The sequence below is a fragment of the Acrocarpospora macrocephala genome, from assembly GCF_009687865.1.
In the GTDB taxonomy this organism is placed as follows: domain Bacteria; phylum Actinomycetota; class Actinomycetes; order Streptosporangiales; family Streptosporangiaceae; genus Acrocarpospora; species Acrocarpospora macrocephala.
The window spans coordinates 1-15,874 of record NZ_BLAE01000053.1 but is presented as its reverse complement, the minus strand read 5'-3'; the positions used below and the strand labels follow the sequence as shown (position 1 = coordinate 15,874).

18 protein-coding genes are annotated in these 15,874 nt (G+C 68.9%); 3 read left to right on the top strand and 15 right to left on the bottom strand.

What is annotated here, in order from left to right:
• Positions 1-19: 19 nt before the first annotated feature.
• Both Amac_RS37715 and Amac_RS37710 read right to left on the bottom strand, forming a co-directional pair.
• Complete coding sequence (locus Amac_RS37715; RefSeq protein ID WP_155359209.1) at positions 20-1,048, bottom strand: ABC transporter substrate-binding protein; 1,029 nt, start codon at positions 1,046-1,048, stop codon at positions 20-22.
• 22 nt (positions 1,049-1,070) lie between these two features.
• Positions 1,071-1,913 (bottom strand): ABC transporter permease, encoded by an 843-nt coding sequence (locus Amac_RS37710; protein WP_155359208.1) that lies wholly within the window; start codon positions 1,911-1,913, stop codon positions 1,071-1,073.
• 234 nt (positions 1,914-2,147) lie between these two features.
• On the opposite strand from Amac_RS37710, the gene Amac_RS37705 reads away from it, so the two are divergent.
• Positions 2,148-2,810 carry a TetR/AcrR family transcriptional regulator gene (locus Amac_RS37705; protein ID WP_155359207.1) on the top strand — a complete coding sequence of 221 codons (663 nt, stop codon included), beginning with the start codon at positions 2,148-2,150 and terminating at the stop codon, positions 2,808-2,810.
• A 144-nt stretch (positions 2,811-2,954) separates the two neighbouring features.
• On the opposite strand, the gene tsaD is transcribed toward Amac_RS37705, so the two are convergent.
• From tsaD to Amac_RS37645, 12 genes are all read right to left on the bottom strand, one after another.
• Positions 2,955-3,977, bottom strand: coding sequence for a tRNA (adenosine(37)-N6)-threonylcarbamoyltransferase complex transferase subunit TsaD (tsaD, locus tag Amac_RS37700; protein WP_155359206.1), 1,023 nt, complete (start codon positions 3,975-3,977; stop codon positions 2,955-2,957).
• Complete coding sequence (rimI, locus tag Amac_RS37695) at positions 3,970-4,401, bottom strand: ribosomal protein S18-alanine N-acetyltransferase (protein WP_155359256.1); 432 nt, start codon at positions 4,399-4,401, stop codon at positions 3,970-3,972. The genes tsaD and rimI overlap by 8 nt, the downstream gene beginning before the upstream one ends.
• A gap of 32 nt (positions 4,402-4,433) precedes the next feature.
• Positions 4,434-5,144: a tRNA (adenosine(37)-N6)-threonylcarbamoyltransferase complex dimerization subunit type 1 TsaB gene (gene tsaB, locus Amac_RS37690; protein WP_155359257.1), complete on the bottom strand. Its 711-nt coding sequence runs from the start codon at positions 5,142-5,144 to the stop codon at positions 4,434-4,436.
• An 86-nt stretch (positions 5,145-5,230) separates the two neighbouring features.
• On the bottom strand, positions 5,231-5,749 hold the full coding sequence (locus tag Amac_RS37685; RefSeq protein WP_246268976.1) for a class F sortase: 519 nt from the start codon (positions 5,747-5,749) through the stop codon (positions 5,231-5,233).
• A 39-nt stretch (positions 5,750-5,788) separates the two neighbouring features.
• The gene (locus tag Amac_RS37680) at positions 5,789-6,427 is read right to left on the bottom strand and encodes a hypothetical protein (protein ID WP_155359204.1); all 639 of its coding nucleotides are present in this window, start codon (positions 6,425-6,427) and stop codon (positions 5,789-5,791) included.
• Between the two features lie 113 nt (positions 6,428-6,540).
• Positions 6,541-6,999 carry a tRNA (adenosine(37)-N6)-threonylcarbamoyltransferase complex ATPase subunit type 1 TsaE gene (gene tsaE / locus Amac_RS37675; RefSeq protein WP_218041531.1) on the bottom strand — a complete coding sequence of 153 codons (459 nt, stop codon included), beginning with the start codon at positions 6,997-6,999 and terminating at the stop codon, positions 6,541-6,543.
• Between the two features lie 121 nt (positions 7,000-7,120).
• Positions 7,121-7,663 (bottom strand): hypothetical protein, encoded by a 543-nt coding sequence (locus Amac_RS37670; protein WP_155359202.1) that lies wholly within the window; start codon positions 7,661-7,663, stop codon positions 7,121-7,123.
• 234 nt (positions 7,664-7,897) lie between these two features.
• Positions 7,898-8,947 carry an alpha/beta fold hydrolase gene (locus Amac_RS37665; RefSeq protein WP_246268975.1) on the bottom strand — a complete coding sequence of 350 codons (1,050 nt, stop codon included), beginning with the start codon at positions 8,945-8,947 and terminating at the stop codon, positions 7,898-7,900.
• Positions 8,944-10,095, bottom strand: coding sequence for an alanine racemase (gene alr / locus Amac_RS37660; RefSeq protein WP_155359255.1), 1,152 nt, complete (start codon positions 10,093-10,095; stop codon positions 8,944-8,946). The genes Amac_RS37665 and alr overlap by 4 nt, the downstream gene beginning before the upstream one ends.
• Before the next feature lie 46 nt (positions 10,096-10,141).
• Positions 10,142-11,593 carry an NAD(P)H-hydrate dehydratase gene (locus Amac_RS37655; protein WP_155359200.1) on the bottom strand — a complete coding sequence of 484 codons (1,452 nt, stop codon included), beginning with the start codon at positions 11,591-11,593 and terminating at the stop codon, positions 10,142-10,144.
• A 44-nt stretch (positions 11,594-11,637) separates the two neighbouring features.
• Positions 11,638-11,988: a holo-ACP synthase gene (locus Amac_RS37650; RefSeq protein WP_155359199.1), complete on the bottom strand. Its 351-nt coding sequence runs from the start codon at positions 11,986-11,988 to the stop codon at positions 11,638-11,640.
• A 98-nt stretch (positions 11,989-12,086) separates the two neighbouring features.
• The gene (locus Amac_RS37645) at positions 12,087-13,511 is read right to left on the bottom strand and encodes a PhoX family protein (RefSeq protein ID WP_155359198.1); all 1,425 of its coding nucleotides are present in this window, start codon (positions 13,509-13,511) and stop codon (positions 12,087-12,089) included.
• 111 nt (positions 13,512-13,622) lie between these two features.
• On the opposite strand from Amac_RS37645, the gene coaA reads away from it, so the two are divergent.
• On the top strand, positions 13,623-14,558 hold the full coding sequence (gene coaA, locus Amac_RS37640) for a type I pantothenate kinase (protein WP_155359197.1): 936 nt from the start codon (positions 13,623-13,625) through the stop codon (positions 14,556-14,558).
• A 136-nt stretch (positions 14,559-14,694) separates the two neighbouring features.
• Here the strand turns inward: coaA and Amac_RS37635 are convergent, their stop codons facing one another.
• Positions 14,695-14,919, bottom strand: coding sequence for a hypothetical protein (locus tag Amac_RS37635; RefSeq protein WP_155359196.1), 225 nt, complete (start codon positions 14,917-14,919; stop codon positions 14,695-14,697).
• A 239-nt stretch (positions 14,920-15,158) separates the two neighbouring features.
• Here Amac_RS37635 and Amac_RS37630 point away from each other — a divergent pair.
• Positions 15,159-15,874 (top strand): AfsR/SARP family transcriptional regulator (locus Amac_RS37630; RefSeq protein ID WP_170322855.1); only part of this gene is annotated, 716 nt, incomplete at its 3' end.

The window sequence follows — 15,874 nt, the reverse complement described above, 5'->3', positions numbered from 1 at the left end:
TCGATGGGGCCGGGAGAGGTCAGTTGTGGGGGGCGTCGATGACCGTCGCCGGGCCGATCGGCGCCAGGAACTCGTCGGTGTACAGATCGGCGGGCCGTACGCCGCCCGTGTCGGCCTTCAGGTACCGGCCGGTCAGGTCCAGCACGTGCCGCACACCGGCGTCGGTCATCACGCCGAGGCCGCGGGCCCGCGTTTCCTCGCTCCACACCAGGTCGCATGCGGAGGCGACTCCCGCTTGAGCGGCCTTCTGGTTCATCAGCCGGACATGGCCGAGCAGGGATCGGCCGGCTTGGTCCTGGTGATCGCAGGCCCACTTGACGCCGCGGAGCGTGGCGGTCACGAAGCGCCTGACGCGGTCGGGATCACCGGCGATCGCCTCGTCGCCGGCGATGATCCCGTTGCCGTACATGGAGATTCCGAGGTCGCTCCACTTCAGCATCACCGGGGTGTAACCCAGCGAGACGAGCACCGGCTGATCGGAGTTGTAGAACGCCAGGGTGGCGTCCCACTGCCCGCTGAGCAGTCCGGGAATCTTGGCCGGGCCGCTGGCGGCGATCAGCTGCACGTCCGATTCCTTGAGGCCGGCCCGTTCGCGGGCGAGCGGGAACATCGCCGCCATCGCGCCGCCGGCCTCGGTCGCGACCTTCTTGCCCTTCAGGTCCGGCCATCGCCTGATTCCGGTGTCGCTGGTGGTGATGGTGGCGTAGGCGGTCCGCGCCTGGACGAGTCCCAGCTGCTTGACCTTGGCGCCTTGGGACCGCGCCAGCGCGGTCTGGCCGAAGTCGGCGAACCCGAAGGAGACCCGCCCGGACGCCACGGCCAGGGCGGTGTTCTTCGAGCCGGATCCGGGGACGATCATGACGTCGAAGCCGGCGGCGCGGTAAAATCCCTGGTCCACGGCCGCGTAGAACAGTGCGTGTTTGGGGAGCAGGGCGACGTCCATCATGAAGGTGACCTGCTCCCGGCCGGATGACGCGGCGGAGCAGCCGGTCAGCAGCGCGGTGGCCACGGCGAGGCCCACGGCCCCGTGCAGTGCGCGAGAGATCATCGGAGCTGCATCACTTTCTCGGTCACTTCGAAGTGGCGACATTCCAGGGCAGGAGAATCCGGCCCAGGTGGTCGACGACCATGAACAGCGCCAGTGACATCACTGCCAGGCAGATGAAGGCGGCGAACATCGACGTCAGGTTCACCTGGCTGTTCGCCACCAGGATCACGAAGCCGAGGCCGGAGTTACCGGCGATGAACTCGCCGACGACGGCGCCACCGACGGCCATCGAGATCGAGATCTTCATGCCGGTGAAGATGGAGGGCAGGCAGTGGATCAACTCGATCTTGCGCATCTGGTTCCACTTCGACGCCCGGTTGATCCTGGCCAGTTCCCGCAGCTCCGATGGGACCGAGGCGAGCCCGTCGAACGTGCTGATCACCAGCGGGAAGAACGCGATGGACAGGGCCACGAAGCTCTTGGACTCCAGCCCGAAGCCGAACCAGACGATGAACAGCGGGGCGATGGCGACCTTGGGGATCGTGTTCACCGCGATCAGTGACGGGTAGAGCACATGCCGGATGGCCGGCACATAGAAGATCACGGCACCGCATATGACGCCGAGCACACCGCCGGCGCCGAAGCCCAGCGCCGACGCCTCCAGCGTCATCAGGCTGTGCTGCCAGTAAAAACCCGGGGCGGCGGCGATCTCGGCGAGCGCTTCCCACGGGCCCGCCAGCAGGTAGCCGGGGATGTCAAACGTGTGCACGATCAGTTCCCACAGCGCCAGCAGCCCCGCGATCCCGGCGATCGAGATGGCCAGCGGCCCGCGGTGGGCGCCTCGCGAGGTGCGGGCACGGGCGTTGTCGCGGAGAGCGGGCCCACCATGGGGTTTGGCGGGACTCGGGATGTGAAGGTCGGTCATGATTACCTCTCGAATCTGCCTCGCGGCAATCCGCGCAGAGAGGGCGATGTTTTGTTCACTAAATGGTGAACAGGGCGCAACCGTACAACGCCATGTCGACGAACGTCCATACCCCGATGTCGACTGATTCCGCTTCAGGCACAGGTAGAGACCTCTGTACTCTCGTCCGCGCAGTCGCTAACCTGGACCTCAGTCGAAGTCACCAACTGGTGATGTGAGAGAACAGGCGGACGGGTGTCGAACGCGAAGGCTGGCAACACGCGGCGAAAAGGGCCGGGCACCCGGCAGGACGCTCGTGACGACATCTTGAAGGTGGCGACCGAGGAATTCGCCGACAAGGGCTACACCGGCGCGCGGATCGACGACATCGCGCTGCGGACCCAGACGACGAAGAAGATGATCTACTACTACTTCGGCGACAAGGAAGGGCTCTACCGGGCGGTGCTGGAACGCTCGATCGCCAGCATCAGGGCCGAGGAGCAGCAGGTGCACGTGGGCGATCTCGATCCGCTCACCGCACTGCGCCGCGTGATCGAGCTGACCTTCGACTACCACGAACGCCATCCGGACTTCGTGCGGCTCATGGCGGGGGAGAACATCCTGCGGGGGGAACAGCTGCGGAAGTCCGGGGTGCGCGACGAGCTCGCCAGCCCGGCGCTGGCGCTGCTGTCGGAGATCGTCGAACGGGGTCTGCGCACGGGCGTCTTCCGGCAGGGGATCGACGCCGTGGACCTCCACTTCGCGATCACCAGCTTCAGCTTCTTCCGCATGTCGAACCAGTTCACGTTCGAGTGGCTGTTCGAGAGCAACCCCGCGACGCCGGAGAACCGCGAGCGCCTGCGCAAACTCCTGTCGGACATGGTGACGGGCTACGTGACGGCGAACCCCGATTCCTGAGAGGGACACGAGTGATCCGCCGAACCGGCCGCGCGGGGTTGCGGACCGGTTCGCGGATCACCGCCTGTGCCGACCCTTCAGCGACTCGCTACATGAACCGCCCGCCGGTCACCTCCGGCACGCGACCGCACCGGACCCAGAAGATCAGACGTGGATGGTGGTGATGGGGAGCGAGGAGTCCGCGGGGATCGTCAGCGGGGATGGCGCGATGCCGGCCTCCAAGAGGTTCGCGCCCAGAGCCGCGACCATGGCGCCGTTGTCGGTGCACAAACCCGGGCGGGGGACGCGCAAACGCACGCCTGCCGCGTCGCAGCGTTCCTGGGCCAGGGCGCGGAGGCGGGAGTTGGCGGCGACGCCGCCGCCGATGAGGAGGTCGTGGACGTCGTGCTGGGCGCAGGCGGCCAGGGCCTTGCGGGTGAGGACGTCGACGACGGCCTCCTGGAAGGACGCGGCCACGTCGGGGATGGACAGGGAGCCGCCGTGCTTCTCCACGTAGCGGGCGACGGCGGTTTTGAGGCCGGAGAAAGAGAAATCGAGAGTGCCGTCATCGGCCTTGCCGCGCGGGAAGGCGATCGCGGTGGCCGAGCCGTCGCGGGCGGCACGGTCGATGTGAGGGCCACCCGGGAAGGGCAGGCCGAGCACGCGGGCGACCTTGTCGAAAGCCTCGCCCGCCGCGTCGTCCACGGTGGAGCCGAGCGAGATCACTTCTTTTGCCACATCGGGGACGAGCAGGAGCGAGGAGTGGCCGCCGGAGACCAGCATGGCCAGGCAGGGCTTGGGGAGCGGCCCGTGTTCGAGCTGGTCGACGGCGACGTGGGCGGCCAGATGGTTGACCCCGTAGAGCGGGATGCCGAGCCCCAGCGCGTACGCCTTCGCCGCCGCGACCCCGACCAGGAGCGCGCCCGCGAGGCCGGGGCCCGCCGTCACCGCGATGGCGTCGATGTCGGCCAGCCGCAAACCAGCTTTGGCCAGGGCGCTTTCCACGGTGGGGGACATCGCGTCCAGGTGCGCGCGAGAGGCCACCTCGGGCACCACCCCGCCGAAACGGGCGTGCTCGTCGATGCTGGAGGCGATCGTGTCGGCGAGCAGCGTGTGCCCGCGCACGATGCCGATGCCCGTCTCGTCGCAGGATGTCTCGATCCCCAGGACGATCGGCTGGTCAGCCATCGAGTTCCCTCATCATCGTGATCGCGTCGGTGCCGTCGTCGTAGTAGGCGCGGCGCACGCCGTACGCCTCGAAGCCGAAGTTGGTGTACATGGTCTGGGCGGGCGGGTTGTCGGCCCGGACCTCTAGGAAGATCTTGGTGGCCCCGCGGCGGGCGGCTTCGGCGAGGAGCGCGGTCAGGAGCTGGGAGCCGATGCCGGCGCGGCGATGGTCGGCGTAGACGGCGATGGTCTGCACGTCGGCCTGGTCGGCGGCGACGGCGAGGCCCGCGTAGCCGACGATCCTGCCCTCCACTTCGGCGACCAGGTAGTGGCGGGTGCGGGGCTGGTCGGCCAGCTCGCCGCGGAGCATGCCTTCGGTCCACGCGTCCAAGGGGAAGGTGGCCCGCTCGACCGCGACCACATCGGCGATGTCGCGCTCGGTCATCTGCCGGAGGGCGGCCACTGGCGCCTGGCCGATCACGCCGTCACCTTCTTCGGCGCCCCCGGGATCTGAGCGTCGGGCCGGCGCAGGTAGATGGGAACGGCCGGACCCAGCACTCCCCGACCTTGCGCGGCCTCCTCGGAGTCAATCCTGCCCTCAGGCAACCGCGCCACCACCAACGCCTGCTCGGGCGTCAACCCCGCCAGCCGCTCAGCGGCGAGAGCGGCCAACGCACCCGCCGACAGATGCTCCGGCCCACTCACCTCACCGACGATCTCCTCATAAAGCCGGACCCCCACGATCGGCAAACCATCCGGCACATCGTGCGGCCGCGCCACCCTCGGCCCATCGACCCTGGTCCTGGCATCGCCATACCGCGCCCAGAAGAGTTCCTTCCGCCGCGCGTCCGTCACCACCACGAAAGGATCGGCCGACTCCGTCGCATACGCCAGCGCATCAAGCGTACAAACACCGAACGCCGGCACACCCAGGGTCGCGCCCAACGCGCGCGCCGTCATCAACCCAACCCGCAACCCCGTGTACGGCCCCGGCCCGGCCCCCGCCACGACCGCGGTCACCTCACCCAGCGAAGCCCCCGATTCAGCGAGCACCGCCTCAATCGCCGGAGCGAGCAACTCCCCATGACGTCGCGCGTCAACCGTCGTGGACTCGGCCAGCACGCGCGTTCCGTCATGCAACGCGGCCGTCACGGCGGGAGTCGCGGTATCAAAGGCCAGGACCAGCACGAACAACAAGCCTAGCCCTTCCGCCGACCCCGCCCGCCGGAAGACCGGATCGTCACGTTTCAGAAGGGTTATCGCGAAGACCTTCGTCAGGCTGAGCTGGTCACGCGGGAGGCGTACACGATGATGTTGTCTTGGTATTCGTGGTTTTTCCAGTCGAAGGTGCCGCCGCAGGTGACCAGGCGGAGGCCATCGCCGGTGTAGACGCTTCTGGCGGGGAATCTGTCTTTGGGGATTTGTTCGACTGAGTCGACGGTGTAGGCGATGGTTTTGCCGTCGTTGCGGTGGACTTTGACGGTGGCGCCTTTGCGGAGTTCGCGGAGGCGGTAGAAGACGGCGGGGGCGGATTTCGTGTCGACATGGCCGATGATGACGGAGGCGCCGGTGTCGCCGGGGACGGCGCTGCCGGTGTACCAGCCGGCGACTTTGGGCTTTTCGTAGGGGGGGAGTTCGACGTCGCCCGCGCCGGTCAGGCCGAGTTCCATCAGGGGGGCCTTGAGGTCGAGGGTGGGGATGTCGATGCGTTCGGGCACGGCGGAGGAGCGGGTCGCGGTCTGCTCGTCGATGTGCGGTTTGCCGATCGCGACCAGGACGAATCCCGTGATCACTCCCGCGATGATCCACGAGCGGGTGGAGCTGGCCAAATCTCAGCCCCGGTTGCGCCTGCGGGCTACGGCGATGCCGACGAAGAACGCGGTCAGCAGGCCGAGCGTGATCGGGGTGATCGGCAGGCCGGAGGATTCCTCGGGGCCGCCCGCGGCCGTGCCGCCGCCGCCGGCGCCAGGCGCCTTGGTGGGGAAGGTGTCGGCGGGTGGGGCGGTCACCCGGAAGCGGGCGTTGCCGACGTCGTTGGTGGCCTCGCAGCGCACTTCCACCCGGTATCCCCCGGCTTTGGCGTTGGGGTTGAGCAGCGCGACACCGGTCAGCCTGGGTTCGGTGGCCGCCGGGGTGGCCGCGGCGGGGGTCGCGACGGTCGGGGGCATGAGGCTGACGACGCCGGTGAACGCGTCGGACCGGGCATTGGCCTTGTACGTGGTGCCCGGCTGGGCGGGCGGACAGAACGCGGTCACCCGGACGTTCTTGGTGACCCCTCCGGATATCGACGTCGGATCCACCACGACCCGGATGTTCTGCCGGGGTATCACCGACAGCGACGCCGTCGGGGTGGGTAACGAGGCCGACGGGGACGGGGAGCCCGTAGGCGTGCCGGTCTGGGCCTCAGCCGAGCACCCGACCACGCCGATCAACATCGCCCCCGCACACGCGGCCTGAATCAGCTTGCCCATCGGCGCACCCCTCTCACCGCACCTGTACCCCGAAAACCTAGGCCAATCCATTACCAAAGATCTTCATTTTCTCTTGATCTCCAGAGTTGTGGAAGGGTCCAGCGGGTAACGGCCTAGATCAATGCGGCAGAGATATCGGACCAACGACTGCCAACACCCCGAACGTGCACGATTCGCCGATCATCATCGGGGCTGGATTCGATCAGGATTTCGAGCCTCTGCTCCGAAAGATCTTCGACGAGGCCCTCCCCCCACTCCACAATCGTTACCGAATCGGCGATCGACGCGTCCAAATCAAGATCGTCGACCTCCAGCGTGCCCCCCAGCCGGTACGCGTCCGCATGCACCAGCGCGGGCCCCTCCCCCAACGGAGGATGCACCCGGGCGATCACGAACGTGGGCGAGGTGACCGGCCCCCGCACCTTCAGCCCTTCCCCGATCCCCTGCGTCAAGGTGGTCTTCCCCGCCCCCAGCGCACCGGTCAGCACGACCAGATCTCCGGGACCCAGCAGCCCGGCGATCCGGGCCCCCAGCTCCCGCATCTCCTCCGCGTTCCGCACCTCAGTCCGCATCCCAGCTCCATTCGCAGAGTCCATCCCCCAATCACACCATCACCTGGCGACGACCGCCCAACGTACGCGACGGCCCGCGGCTGGCCGGACGGCTGCCAGCCGCGAAGACCGAGGCCCAGCGCTAACGCGACGAACGGATGCGTTTACGCGAGTCAGAGTTGGACGGCGTGCGTACCGAGTCGGTGAGCGTGATCGTCCCTTCCATCGAGCCGCCCGCGCTGACCTGCACGGACCCGCTGCGGTTCCGGGAGTCGCTCAACCGCCAGCTCCCTGATCCCTGCAGGTCGGCCGTCAGGGTGTAGGTGCCGGGCCCCGGGTACTTCGCGTCCTTCGAGGAACTCGACGCGACCCGCTCGCCGTCCTTGTACAGGGACCACGCGCCCGTGGCCCGGCAATCCTTGAGCCGGTGCACCCTGGAGATTCCGTACGCGAAGCAGGCCACCCCGGGGTCGAGGGCGATGACCTTGCCGTCGGTCTTCACGCAGGGCGTGAACTCGATTCTCGAGCCCGATGAGGTCCTGCCGAACTTCTTCGTCGCCAAACACGACTGCTCCGAGGCGACGGTGGTCGCCGACGCCGGCGCGGTGGTAGCCCCGACCGCCGCGAAGGCGGCCGTCAGCGCGGCGGCCGCGACGGCCGGCTTCACCCATGCTGTCTTGCCCATTGATCCCCAGTCCTTTGAGGTCGGTGTTCAGACCAATCCAGGCCACTGCGGTCGATGACGCGCGCCTCTGCGGAGCGGACCCGGCCGCGGCGGCCCTCGGGCACCGAGTCGGTACCCTAGCGCGATCATTTGAACACTAAGAGCTACCATCGGCTAACTCGCCCCGCCGAGACATGGTCACGGCATACGCGGGAGCTCCATGATCAATGAGACGACATGGCGCGGGGGATCCGCTTATTGAGGTTTCGCGGCTCGTTCGAGCAGCACCCGCAGCGCGTCGTTCACCACGCCAGGCCGCTCCAACTGCACCAGATGCGACGTCCCCGGAACCAAGGTCAGCTCGGCCGTCGGCACGGCGGCGGCGATGGCGCGGCTGTGGTCGGGCGGGGTGAGCCAGTCGCGCTCGCCGACCACGATCGCGGTCGGCACCTTGTTCAGGACGTCCAGCGCGGTCAGTTTGTCATGCGACATCAGCGCCGGATAGAAATCCGCGATCACCTCGGACGGGGTGGCCCGGATCATCGACTCGGCGAAGTCGACCACGGTCGGGCTGACCGACTTGGAGTCACCGAAGCCCAGCAGGCGCAGCGCCAGGAAGGAAACGTCGTTGCCCACCTGCCGACCGCGATCCACCAGGGCCGACCGCTTGCGCATCACCGAAACCGCACCGGGAACGGCGAAGTTCACCACTTTCGACACCAGTGCCGGCAGCCCCAGGCTCAACTCGGCGAGTTTTCCGGCCGAGGTCGAGATCAGCGCGACGCCGCGCACCCGATCCCCGAACAGCTCCGGCCGCCGGTCGGCCAGGGCCATGATCGTCATTCCGCCCATGGAGTGGCCGACCAGCACGCACGGCCCTGGCACGAGTTCCGACAGCACCAGGGCCAGATCCTCGCCCAGCCGGTCGATCGTGCAGTCGGCGGCCTCCGCCCGGGAGGACTGCCCGTGACAGCGCTGATCCCACAGCACGACCCGATACCGATCCCGCAGGTTCCGCCACTGGTAATGCCACGAATCGGAGGTCAGGCAGTAGCCGTGGCACAACACGACGGTCAGTTCCGCGTCCTCCGGCCCGTCCACCTCGGCGTGGATCTCCAGGCCGTCCGAGGTGGTGAGCGTGGTCTCCCGGCCGCGTAGCTCGCCGAAGGGCTCGTTCGCCTCCGGGTCAACGCGCAGCCGGATCCGGCCCACCGCATACCGTTTGGCGAGCGTGCCCGCCGCCACGCCGGCGGAGGCCGCACCGACGATGGCCCCCGCGATCCCGACTGTCCGCCGTGCCGTCACTGTCGATCTCCTCGTCGCCCGTCCCTCGGCCATACGTTGAGGTGAACACGCGGCACGCGGGATCCGATCCCGGTCACGATCTCATGAGTGATCGTGCCGAGGGAATCCGCCCATTCCTGACATGTCGGTTCATTTTCGTATCCGGGGCCGAACAGGATGACTTCGTCGCCCGTGGTGACGGGGTCGTCGCCCAGATCCAGCGTGAACTGGTCCATGCAGACCCGCCCGGCGACGCGGCGCCGCCGCCCTCCGGCCAGGACTTCGGCGCGGTTCGTCCCGGCACGCATGATCCCGTCCGCGTATCCCAGCGGCACCAGGCCGAGCGTGGTCTCGCGTTCGGTGTGGTAGAGGTGGCCGTAGGAGACCCCTGAACCCGCGGGGACGCGCTTGACCATGGCGAGGCGGGCGACCAGCGTCATGGCGGGGACCAGGTCGAAGTCGCCGAGTTCGGGGATGGGGCTCAGGCCGTACACCGCGATGCCGGGGCGGACCAGGTCGTAGCGGGCCTGCGGCAGGGTGAAGATGGCGGCGGAGTTGGCGATGTGCCGGATCGCGCCGGAGACGCCGGCCTGCTCGGCGTGCTTGACGGCGTCCTCGAACGCCGCGAGCTGGGCGTCAATGGATGGATGGCCTGGAATATCCGCACACGCGAAGTGCGACCACAGGCCGGTCACCTTGATCAACCCCTCCGCCTGTACGGCCAGCGCCCGATCCACCAACGCTCCCCAGGCGGCCACCGGCGCCCCGCCCCGCGACATGCCACTGTCCACTTTGAGCTGAACCGGAACGGTCTTCCCGGTAGCCCGCGCGGCCGCCGCGATCTCGTCGATGAGCCAGTCAGCCCCCGCCGACAGCTCGATGTCCTGCCGCACGGCCTCGTCGAGCGGCTCCCCCGGCGGGATGATCCACGCCAGGATGGGCGCGGTGACCCCGGCCGCGCGCAGCTCCAGGGCTTCCCGGACATATGCCGTCCCCAGCCGCGTGGCGCCGCCCTCCAGCGCGGCCTGGGCGCACGCGACCAGCCCGTGCCCGTACGCATCGGCCTTGACCGCGGCCAGCAGTTCGGCGCCGGGCGCGTTGGCGGCCAGCAGCCCGATGTTGTGGCGGATGGCCGCCAGATCCACGCGGGCCTCGGCCGGAGTCAGCATGTCCATCCGTCAATTTTCGCAGCCGCCTCCGGTGGCCGCGACCAACTCACAGACTCCGGATGACCTGGGGCAACATCGTCGCCACGTCCATCGCGGCGATTGGCCCGTGTCCGCCGGAGATGCCGGTCGACGCGGCCTGTGCGGCAAGTCCATGCAAATGTGCCGCACACGACACCGCGTCATAGCCGCTGAGGCCGCCGGAGAGCAGCGTGCCCGCGATCCCGGACAGCACGTCGCCGGTCCCGCCCGTGGCCAGCCAGGGCGTGCCGGTCGCGTTCACGCGAACCGGGCGATCCTGTTCCGCGATCAGCGTGGTGGAGCCCTTGAGCAGCACGATCGCCCCGAGTTCGGCGACCGCGCGCCGGACGTGCTCCATCCTGGCCGCCTCGACGCGCTCCCTGGGCACGTCCAGCAGCCGGGACAGCTCGCCCGCGTGCGGGGTCAGCACCGTCGGCGCGGAGCGCCGCAACAGCGCCCGATCGTTGGCCAGAATGGTCAAACCGTCGGCGTCCACCAGCACGGGCTCGTCGGTGGCCAGCACGGCCCTGGCGAGCGCCACGGCCTCCTCCCCGGTGCCCATCCCGGGCCCGAGCACCCACGCCTGCACCCGCCCGACCTCGGCCACCGAAGGACCGTCCAGCACGGTCGTGACCGCCTCCGGCCAGCGGTTCCGCACCTGCCGCACGGCCGTCTCCGCGCTCGCGAAACGCACCAGACCGGCCCCGGCCCGGATGGCGCCCCCGACCGCGAGCACCGCCGCCCCGGTGAACCGATCACTCCCGGCGACGATCCCGATCACCCCACGCCGGTACTTGTCCGACTCGGCCTCCGGCCTGGGCAGCAGATCCGCCACATCGTCATCGGTCAGCGAAGCCACGTCCGGATCCGGCAGGTACGGCCCCAGCCCGATGTCCACCAGTTCGACCGGCCCGCAGAACGACTTCCCCGGATCGACCAGCAGCCCGTTCTTGCACGCCCCGAACGTCACCGTCAGCTGCGCCCGCACCGCCACCCCGTCCACGCGCCCGGTGCTCGCGTCCACCCCGCTGGGCACGTCCACGGCCACCACCAGCCCCGGCGCGCCCTCGGCCGCCAGCGCCAGGGTCCGGTACGGCTCCCGCAGCTCCCCCGCGCCCCCGATCCCGACCAGGCCGTCCACGATCAGATCGGCCTGCTCGATGACGTCCGTCCCGGCCGTCCGCCCACCGGCGTCAAGCAACGCGGCCAGCCCGCCCGCGTGCGTACGCGAACCGGCCAGGATCGCCTCCACCCGCGCCCCCCGCCGGGCCAGCCGGGCTCCCGCGTAGAGCGCGTCGCCGCCGTTGTCGCCGCTGCCGACCAGCAGGACCACGCGCGAGCCGTACACGCCGGGCAGCAGGCCCGCGCAGACGACGCTCAGCCCGGTCGCGGCCCGGCGCATCAGCGTGCCCTCCGGCACGGTGGCCATGAGCGCCCGCTCGGCCGTCCTGATCTGGTCAGAGGTGTAGGCGGTCCGCATGTTTCGACGCTAGCCGCAGTCGATCACCGAAGCCATCCGCCACGTCAGCCTTCGGCGATCACGTACGCCAGGGCGAAACCGCCGTCGTGGCTGAGCGAGACGTGCCAGCTGACCACCCCGAGCGAGGTGGCGAGCTCGCCCGCCCGGCCGCCGACGTGCAGCGACGGGCGGCCCTCCGGATCCTTGCGGACCTCGGCGTCCAGATGGGAAAGCCCGGCCGGCGCGCCCAGCGCCTTGGCCACGGCTTCCTTGGCCGCGAAGCGGGCGGCCAGCGAATGCACGGGCTCGGCCTGCTCGTCCGCCGTGAAGAGGCGGGTGAGCAGGCCGGGCGTTCGTTCGATCGTGGCCGCGAACCTGGCCACATCCACAAGATCCACCCCGATGCCGATGATCACTACCTCACTTTACTAACGGGAAACCTGCTCATCAGACTGCCACGCCACTGTCGCGCTTGGTCAGGACCGTAGTGGCAGTCCATTTAGCAACTTTCCCATTAGTAGAACCCGCCCTTGTGCCACGGGCCCCAGATGGCGAACGAGACACCCTGGGAGGACTGCACGTTCACGAACAGGGTGTGCCCGTCGGGACCGAACGTGCTGCCGGCGAATTCGGCGCCCGAGTCGCCGGAGACCGGCATCAGGCGGCTGAAGTCGAAGATCTCGCCGCGCCTGGTAAGGCCGCGCAGGTAGTTGTCGCCGCCGCCGTCCTCGCAGAGCACCAGGGTGCCGCGCTTGCTGGTGGTGACGTTGTCGGGCAGGTCCAGCACGAGCGAACCGGGCGACTCGTAGACCAGGCGGAGGCGGTCGCTCCAGGTGTCGTAGGCGAAGATCTGGCCGCGGCCCTTGCCGAAACCCGACGGCGGGGTGTCGCCCGCGGCCGTCGCGCCGCCCTGGGTGGAGACGAAGTAGATCGTGCCCGAGTCGTAGACCGCGCCCTCCAGGCGGGAGAAGAGCGCCGCGCCCTTGGCCCGGCCCTGCTTGCCGACGTACTGGATGGCCTCGTCGTTGGTGGGCTTGGTGGTGAACGTCGGGTCGGGGTCGTCGATGGTGACCCAGGTGGCCTGGAAGCTCGCGCCGGCGGGCAGGCCGACCGAGAGGTCCTTGCCGGGGGCGTTCTTGACGGCCAGCATCTGGAGCTTGCCGCCGTCGAGGATGCGGCCGGCCTTGAGGGGGTTCTTCGGCGGGAGGTAGCGGTAAAAACCGGAGGCGAAGCCGAAGTTGTCCTCGGTCAGGTAGATGGCGCCGGTTCTCGGGTCGAAGGCGGCCGACTCGTGCGCGAACCGGCCGGCCGAGCGGATCGGCCTGCGGCCGGCGGCGCGGTCGAGCGGAACCTCGAAGATGTAGCCGTGCTTCTGCTTGAGCAGCGTGTTGTCGGCGCCGGTGAAGTCGTTGCCGACGTCGGGGCCGTTGACGGTCTCCTCGCAGGTGACCCAGGCGCCCCAGGGCATCGGGCCGCCGGAGCAGTTCATCTGGGTGCCGTTGAGGCTGGCGGCGCTCTTGATCAGCTCGCCGTACCGGGTGACGCGGAGCGTGGCGGTGCCGCCGCCCGCCGCGGTGTCGTACGCGTGTGACACGTCGCCGAAGGCGCCTACCGGGCCGTTGACCTCGTGGTTGCGTACCAGGATGGTGCTGCCCTTGGGGCCGCGGAAGGCGGCCATGCCGTCGTGGCGGCCCGGGGTCAGGCCGCCCTCGGTGAACGCCTCCCCGACCGGGTTGAACGAGCGGTACGTGAATCCGGCGGGCAGCTGCAGGCGGACCACGCCGTCGCGCAGGTCGGGCACGGGTCCCAGCGGGCCGTAGTCCGCGCCGTGGGTCAGGGTGCCCCGCTCGCCCGCGGCCGCGACGCCGGCGAAGGGTCCGCCGAACATCGCCACCCCGGCCGAAGCCGCCGAAGCCGTCAGGAATTTGCGCCGGTCCATCCGAGACTCCCTCCGTCGTTCACGAAACGTTAATGTCCCTGCGAAGTAGGGCTATATGGCAGATCTCGCCAATTCGGTGGCCGGTCGATGTCGTACGGGGACGCGTCGGTAATGTTGGGCGGCGTGGCAGTCGGGGACGCGTACGTCGAGCTCAGCCGGGAACAGTGGCGGGGATTGCGGCGGAACACGCCGCTCACGCTGACCGAGGCCGAACTGGAGGAGCTGCGCGGGATCGACGATCCGATCGACCTGGCCGAGGTCACCGACATCTACCTGCCGCTGACCCGGCTGCTGAACCTGCACTTCACCGGGGCCCGGCAGCGGGGGACGGCCATCGGCACGTTCCTGGGGGACGACACCGCGCCGCCGCCGTACATTCTGGGGATCGCGGGCAGCGTGGCCGTCGGGAAGTCCACCACCGCGCGGCTGCTGCACACGCTGCTGGCCCGCTGGCCGGAGCACCCCAAGGTGGAGCTGATCACCACCGACAGCTTCCTCTACCCCAACCAGGTGCTGACCGAGCGCGACATCATGCACCGCAAGGGCTTCCCGGAAAGCTATGACCGCCGGGCGCTGGTGCGTTTCGTCGCCGACGTGAAAGCGGGAAAACCCGAGGTCACTGCCCCCGTCTACAGCCACCTCGAATACGACATCATCCCGGGTGCCCAGCAAGTGGTGAAAAATCCGGACATCCTTATTGTCGAGGGGCTCAATGTGCTCCAGCCCGCGCCCCCGACCGCCCTGGCCGTCAACGACTATTTCGACTTCTCCATCTACGTCGACGCCCGCATCGAGGACATCCGTACCTGGTATGTGGCCCGCTTCCACCAGCTCCGCGCCACCGCGTTCGCCGACCCGAAGTCGTATTTCAAATTCCTGGCCGACCTGTCCGAAGCCGAGGCCACCACGTTCGCCCGCAACGTCTGGCGCGACATCAACGAGCGCAACCTGGTCGAGAACATCGCCCCCACCCGCGGCCGCGCGGGCCTGATCCTCCGCAAGGGCGCCGACCACTCCGTCACCCGCGTACGCCTCCGCAGGAGCTGAAACGACCGCCGGCGTGGGCGACACCGGCGGCCGTTGGGATATGGCCTAGATTAACCAGAAACCCGTCCCATAGACAGCCGCATAGCCGCTGACCAGGCTAATCACCGCTGCGGCGGTCCAGATCACGACTTTCTAGTTAATACCAGACGAAGAGGTGGATCTGGTCGCCGATGACCTGGCAGAAGTCAGGGTGCCCCGGCGCGTCCGGGTGGTAGTACTCGGCGTAGTAGCAGGACTGGGACTGGTTGACCGGCCAGGTCCCGTAGATGTGGTAGCCGGCCGCCAGGGCGGGCGTGGCCGTCAATGCCAGGGTGCTGACTCCGATCCCCAGCGCGGCAGCCATCTTGGCGATTTTGCGCACAAGTTCTCCTATGCTCTCCGACGTCCCCGAAGCTGACGTCCCCGAAGGCGAGGGACTTCGTCCCCCGCACGGAAATGCTGAAATATCCCGCTAACCGCGGCGCTTTCATGCCGCTATCGCGCCCGCCCAACACATGAAACTTTCATCGGTGAAACCGGATAATTCGCCCAATCCCCCGGACTGTCGCCCCCGGATGATCTGCTGGGTAGCAAATCGCGCGCGCTGTTCGTCCGAATGATGTGAACTACGCGATCCTCGGCCGGCTCACGGTCCACCGCGACGGCGTGCCCGTGGACATCGGCGGACGCCGCCAGCAGGTGATCCTCGGGCTGCTCCTGCTCGCGGACGGCACCCCCGTGCCGTTCGACCAGATCGTCGACGCGATCTGGGACACGCCCCCGCGCACCGCCAGAACCCAGATCCAGATCTGCGTGGGCAACCTCCGCAAGGCCCTGGGCCCGGTGATCGAGACCCTGCCCGGGGCGTACCGCCTGAACCTGGGCCACGACCGGCTGGACGCGCACGTGTTCGACAGCCTGGTAGCCCAGGCCGGCCACGCGCCCGACGTCCAGAAAGCGGCCGACATCCTGCGCACGGCGCTCCAGGAGTGGCGCGGCGAGCCTTTCGCCCACCTGGACAGCGCGCCCCTGGCCGCCGCCGCCCACCGCTACACCGAACGCCGCCTCCTCGCCTGGGAACGCCGCTTCGACCTGGAACTCGAACTCGGCCACCACCACGAGATCATCGACGAGCTCACCGATCTGACCGCCCGCAATCCGTTACGCGAGCACCTGACCGCCCAGCTGATGACGGCCCTCTACCGTTCCGGCCGCCGCCCCGAGGCCCTGGACACCTACCTGCACGCCCAGCGCCACCTCGACGACACCCTCGGCCTGGACCCCGGCGCCGAACTCCGCGACCTGCACCTCGCCATCCTCAACGAGGACCCCACCCT

Bases quoted from the DNA above. Each gene is read 5' to 3' on its own strand.
- Amac_RS37715 (WP_155359209.1), bottom strand. From the start codon at position 1,048: ATGATCTCTCGCGCACTGCACGGGGCCGTGGGCCTCGCCGTGGCCACC.
- Amac_RS37710 (WP_155359208.1), bottom strand. From the start codon at position 1,913: ATGACCGACCTTCACATCCCGAGTCCCGCCAAACCCCATGGTGGGCCC.
- tsaD (WP_155359206.1), bottom strand. From the start codon at position 3,977: ATGGCTGACCAGCCGATCGTCCTGGGGATCGAGACATCCTGCGACGAG.
- rimI (WP_155359256.1), bottom strand. From the start codon at position 4,401: ATGACCGAGCGCGACATCGCCGATGTGGTCGCGGTCGAGCGGGCCACC.
- Amac_RS37680 (WP_155359204.1), bottom strand. From the start codon at position 6,427: ATGGGCAAGCTGATTCAGGCCGCGTGTGCGGGGGCGATGTTGATCGGC.
- tsaE (WP_218041531.1), bottom strand. From the start codon at position 6,999: ATGCGGACTGAGGTGCGGAACGCGGAGGAGATGCGGGAGCTGGGGGCC.
- Amac_RS37670 (WP_155359202.1), bottom strand. From the start codon at position 7,663: ATGGGCAAGACAGCATGGGTGAAGCCGGCCGTCGCGGCCGCCGCGCTG.
- alr (WP_155359255.1), bottom strand. From the start codon at position 10,095: ATGCTGACTCCGGCCGAGGCCCGCGTGGATCTGGCGGCCATCCGCCAC.
- Amac_RS37655 (WP_155359200.1), bottom strand. From the start codon at position 11,593: ATGCGGACCGCCTACACCTCTGACCAGATCAGGACGGCCGAGCGGGCG.
- Amac_RS37645 (WP_155359198.1), bottom strand. From the start codon at position 13,511: ATGGACCGGCGCAAATTCCTGACGGCTTCGGCGGCTTCGGCCGGGGTG.
- coaA (WP_155359197.1), top strand. From the start codon at position 13,623: ATGTTGGGCGGCGTGGCAGTCGGGGACGCGTACGTCGAGCTCAGCCGG.